The sequence below is a fragment of the Halovibrio sp. HP20-59 genome, from assembly GCF_033052795.2.
Taxonomy (GTDB): domain Bacteria; phylum Pseudomonadota; class Gammaproteobacteria; order Pseudomonadales; family Halomonadaceae; genus Vreelandella.
In genome coordinates, this window is record NZ_JAWJUW020000036.1 from 1 (window position 1) to 4,695 (window position 4,695).

The 4,695-nt window shown below is 52.5% G+C and carries 8 protein-coding genes and 1 pseudogene; all 9 read right to left on the bottom strand.

Annotated elements, in window-relative coordinates; translation table 11 throughout:
* Positions 1 to 570 (bottom strand): annotated as a pseudogene (locus RZA33_RS19960) (relaxase/mobilization nuclease domain-containing protein); the annotation flags it as partial.
* A complete protein-coding gene (locus RZA33_RS19125; protein WP_317509311.1) occupies positions 560 to 898 on the bottom strand; it encodes a MobC family plasmid mobilization relaxosome protein in 339 nt (112 codons plus the stop codon). The gene RZA33_RS19125 and the pseudogene RZA33_RS19960, both read right to left, overlap by 11 nt.
* Position 899: 1 nt before the next feature.
* Positions 900 to 1,202, bottom strand: a complete 303-nt coding sequence (locus RZA33_RS19130) for a hypothetical protein (RefSeq protein WP_317509312.1) — start codon at positions 1,200 to 1,202, stop codon at positions 900 to 902.
* Between the two features lie 584 nt (positions 1,203 to 1,786).
* Positions 1,787 to 2,224: a hypothetical protein gene (locus tag RZA33_RS19135; RefSeq protein ID WP_317509313.1), complete on the bottom strand. Its 438-nt coding sequence runs from the start codon at positions 2,222 to 2,224 to the stop codon at positions 1,787 to 1,789.
* Entirely contained in the window at positions 2,225 to 3,205 is a 981-nt protein-coding gene (locus tag RZA33_RS19140) for a replication initiation protein (protein WP_317509314.1), read from the bottom strand.
* A gap of 114 nt (positions 3,206 to 3,319) precedes the next feature.
* The gene (locus tag RZA33_RS19145) at positions 3,320 to 3,586 is read right to left on the bottom strand and encodes a type II toxin-antitoxin system RelE/ParE family toxin (protein WP_317509315.1); all 267 of its coding nucleotides are present in this window, start codon (positions 3,584 to 3,586) and stop codon (positions 3,320 to 3,322) included.
* The gene (locus RZA33_RS19150) at positions 3,570 to 3,794 is read right to left on the bottom strand and encodes a DUF6290 family protein (protein WP_317509316.1); all 225 of its coding nucleotides are present in this window, start codon (positions 3,792 to 3,794) and stop codon (positions 3,570 to 3,572) included. The genes RZA33_RS19145 and RZA33_RS19150 overlap by 17 nt, the downstream gene beginning before the upstream one ends.
* 102 nt (positions 3,795 to 3,896) lie before the next feature.
* Positions 3,897 to 4,121 (bottom strand): MbeD family mobilization/exclusion protein, encoded by a 225-nt coding sequence (locus RZA33_RS19965; RefSeq protein WP_317509317.1) that lies wholly within the window; start codon positions 4,119 to 4,121, stop codon positions 3,897 to 3,899.
* On the bottom strand, positions 4,122 to 4,577 hold the full coding sequence (locus tag RZA33_RS19970; protein WP_317509318.1) for an MbeB family mobilization protein: 456 nt from the start codon (positions 4,575 to 4,577) through the stop codon (positions 4,122 to 4,124). It lies immediately after the preceding gene.
* Positions 4,578 to 4,695: the final 118 nt, after the last annotated feature.

The window sequence follows — 4,695 nt, forward strand, 5'->3', positions numbered from 1 at the left end:
TCGGTTGGTAATTTCGCCACGCTCGGCAAGCCGTAGTAGGCCGTCCGTGAGCTTTCTCTGAGCCTCTACACGGTCGCGGGGCAGATTAGCGGGGTACGTTAACGCTCGCTGGTTAGCAGGGTCGTTAGGGTCATGCAGACCATAGGTATCGTTGGTCAGCGTCTTCCAGGCATCGATGCGCGGACGGTCGGCTTTGTCGTAGTACGGCTGTAGGCGCTTCCCAGAGGTCAGCTCCACATTCGGTACCACGAAATTCAGCTCCAAGCGGCCTTTATCACGGTGCTCAACCCATAAGCAGTCGTACTGGTCGGCATCCAAACCTGGCAGCAACGCTTGCTCGAACGTTTCCATGATCGTCGCTTTAGTGGCGGCGTCTAGGTTGGGCTCTTGAAACGATAAAACCCCGGAGGTGTAGCGTTTGGCGTAGTTACTGGAATCTATGAGCGCTTCAGTTTGATCTGGATCACCCCGCAACAGCTCGGCACCTTCACGGTCGCGACCTTGCCCCAAGAGGTAGCCTACAGGCCCAGAACCACGGCCCGTACCGCGAGGCGTAAACTTAACGATCATGGCTTTCAGGCTTGAGCGTGGCTAACTCGCGCTCGACAGCCGCCAGGGCAGTCATAACGTGCACACGCTCCAACGGCCCCCATTGGCCGCTGTTCACGCGTCGCGCTATCTGGTTGAGGTTGTTACCAATGCCCGCTAACTGGCGGAGCAAGGCAGGATCGGCGCTGCTGCGAGGCTGAGAGCGTGATTTTCGTTGGCCACTGGTATCCAGACAGGTCTCACGCATCCATTCGGCCAGACGCGGCTTAGCACTACGCTGTTTCAATGCTACGTACTCTTCGTCTGTTACCCGCACTTTAATAACTTTTTCTCGGTAGATATCCGCCATATCAGTCCTTTTCGTGCTTAGAACGAATCGCTTCTTGCTCACGGCGATAGCCTTCATAGCGCACCTGAAGGGCATCGCAAAGCTCGCCCAAAATTGACATCGCTTCCTGATAGCTACGACAGGCAGCGCGGCCTGTCAGCCACACACCAGGCTGAGCATCACTCCAAAGAGTACGAACGCCTGGTTCCAATAAGCCATCACGCTCAACGACCGTTAAGCCCGTGAGAAACGAGCCATCTTCAACGTCCCATCGATTCATTAAATCGAGGCAGGTCTCCCAGTCAGCACCGTGTATCTGATCCATCTTTGTCTCCGTTCATAGCCACTTGGCAATGGCGACCAGAAGCATGGTCGGCGTTGCCAGGTGGCAACGGGGGTGTCGGGGGCGGTAGCCCCTGACCCAGCTCACAGAGTGCCCAGACGAGCGAAGCGAGTCAAAGGGCACTCTGTGTATGCTGGCTTATGTACTAAATCAACGCAAGGAAATGTAGCTAGTTGTCCCAGCTTAGCCGCACAACCGTACTCAGAAGCTAGCTGATATTAAACAGGAGATACTTAGATAACCCGCACTATAGAAGGCACAAAAAACAGCGAAATCGAAAGGTTTTTACAAGGATCACTAAATATTAGGAAGGCTAACAAAGGAGACGAATATGGAATTGCTAATCGTAGTGCTCGTTCTGATCGCACACATACTGAAGTAACCATGCAATCCGACAACTGACGCCCTCGCAAGCTCGGTTGTCGGGCACCACACCTCACGGATCAAAGATCCGTTTCGCTGCGGCACCAGGAGAGAAAGATACAAGAACAGTAAGTCTACAACTGTAGACCAGACCCGGAGGCTATTATCTGATATGGCTTTGGGACAAAACTAAGTAAAATGTGCTATTGCAACTCGTGGCTACGAAGGCGTGAACGTATTAATGCATCTGAGTGTTCTTTTTGTGCTCCATAAATCTCTTTGCATGCATCGCTACTCCCATTAAAGATATATCCCTGATCGCCACGCTTATTCAGAATGGCAACTTCATTTACTGAACGAAGATAACGCTCATCATCTTCAGTAGCATAAGCACAAACACCATGCGGTAAGGCTGTAAGCACAAAGTCCAATGAGATAGCTGGTTGTTCTAGAAGAATGATCGCTTTCCCATCCGCAACAGAGATCGCATATGGGGTCCAAGTACCTTCCATCTCCGTAAATGTATCTCGTATTATTACATAAGTAAGAAGATCATCATCAAAATCGGCTTGAGCGCTCACTCCAGGTAACACTCCGAAAAGCATGGCAAAAATTACCTTTTTCCACATATTATTTTTCATTTAACTAGTCGCCTCATCTGAAAATTTTATGACCCATCGAGATAACGTTTGCCGAGAAATTTTCAACTTACGTGCAACTTCAGCTTGTGAAGCTCCCTGAGCAATCATTGCTGTCACTATGGGGAGAAGCTCATCTCGACGCTTTGCCCCTTTTCTACTTCCTCTTTGGGCCTGTACAGCGGAAAACTCAGACGGAGTAAAACGCTGATGCGTCCACTTGGCTACGCTCTTAGCTGTAGCGCGAACCTCGCTATCAGGTAACAGCGCTTCAAAGTCGTTGTAAGCACGTGCGCGAGTCAGCACAGCTTCATGCCAACGCTCGTACTCTGGCCACCCCTGCCGTATCGCTCTATAAGCCCATGTGCGGAGTTTTTCAAAGAGGGTACAGTTACGCCCTAGCCCATAGTCTGGAAGCCGTTTACGGCGGTCGTTGAAGCTACTAAGGTCAAGCCAGCTTGCTAGGTCGCCCAGTTCGTACAAGCGAGGCTCCCATTCAGTGACGCGCCAATGACTGTGTAGGGGATTTTTGCAGATAAGGCCCGCATAGCCTACGTCAGCATCGAGAACAGCGCGCAAAGCGCAATCTATAGCGGCTGCGTAGCGTAATGGGCCTGGTTTGCCGTCTGGTGCTGTTCTAACAGGGACTTCAAGGCCATAAATCAGGTGGGCGTGGCCATTGGCGGGGTTCTGCGCCACGATCGTCGGCGGTGGTGCGCCGCGGTCGTACCAATCGAGCACAGCACCGCTACGGTCAACGTCATAGACCAGCCAATAGCGGTGCGTAGGGCCGTTGGGCTGGATATAACGCGCCTGGAGCGCCTTTTGAACGTCACGGATGCGTAGACCAGTACCGAAATCATCGGTGTGGTAGGGTTTACGGGGAAGCCGTTTACCAAATAGGGGCAAATTTGTTGGGGGGAAGCCTTGGCAATCCGGTGCTAGCTGGGCCACAATATCCTCACGTTCTACGTGCGCCCTCATCCCGACTTGCCGCCAAGCTAACCCGGGTTGGGGGCGTTCTCTTTTAGGTCACTCTATTGAGTGTTACCCCGTTGTTTTTACTCTTCAGAACGCTTTTCGTCTAGGGACAGAGCTTCAGCGATAAACCTCACGACGATGACCTATCCTTACGATTAAGATGCAAACCCGATCATCTTCAAGATGAGCAACTAGCCGATAATCACCAACACGATATCGCCATAGCTCGCCCATTTTCCCTTGGAGCGGTTTTCCAAGCTGCCGAGGATCTTCAAGCGGCTGCACACGTTCACGCAGATAGTCACGAATACGCTTGGCATCCGTATGTCCCATCTTTTTCAATTGTTTACGTGCTGCCTCAGTTAACTCAATTTGCCAGACCAAGCTCTTGCTCCACGTCGTCTAAGGAGTAGGTAGACTCATCACCACTACGTAGGCGTTCAAGGGTCTGCTCAGCCAAATAGATGTCTTCTAGGTCTTCCAGGTGCTCAAGGATCGCTTCGCGGGCATAGAATGTCTTGGTACGCCCAGTGGCTTTAGCCAACGCGTTTAAGCGCTCTTCAATGTCAGTAGGTAAGCGAATAGCAAGCATAGCGAGCCCTCCATATATGATATACACGTATAACATATATGAAATAACGCCTTTCGACTACAGCTTACATTCCAAAGTCCCTACCTCGTTGGCGTTGCTTCATCACCTCTTGCCCCCTGGCGTCCAGCGCGACACGCTCTCGGTCAAGTCGTTGACCTGATTGCTCAAGTTCGTCACCTGGCGTTTTAAGGCCTGGTTGTCGTGCTGGGTTTCCTCGAACATGGTCTGCAAACTCTCGTAACCGCGTTGCCATTCCTGCTGCTGTCTCTCGTAGCTGGCCTGTAAATCTTCGAAGGCGCGCAATAGCTCCCGCTCTAGTTCGGTCATTTAGTAACCCTTCAGTATCCGGAATTGCCCCTCTCGGCCCCATGCTTTCGCTTCGGTGTCGATCTCCACGCACATCCTCAGCGTCTCGCTCCCGCACTCCGTCAGTTGAATCGCTCCACCCTCGGCCTTCAGCTGCTCCAATGTCATGTTGTAGCGCTGAATCTGGTCTACTTGGTTCCCCATATGCCAACTCATTGCCCAGATGACTCCGGCGCCCAACGCCAGCATCAAGACCACTGGAATGGCGACGGCCAGCCAGCTCGACAGTGCGGTACGTTTCAGGCGCTGGCTCTGGGCGCGGATAGCGGCGCTGGTTGTCTTCTCGCTTTCGCTCAATGCCAACAGCAAGGCGTGTTCGTGCTTCTTCAACGCGCTCTTGACGGCCTGCTCGGTATTCTCGGCTTGCTCTTTCGATCTCTGCTCGAAGGCCGTCGCCATTTTGGAAATCTCGCTCATACAGCTTTCCTCGTAGCCGTAATGGCTTGCCACCGGAAGGGTCGGCAATGCTTAGGCTGGTTTTCGTTTGGCGTGTTACATCGAAGCCCGCACCTTCCAGCGCGGCTACCACGTCGTT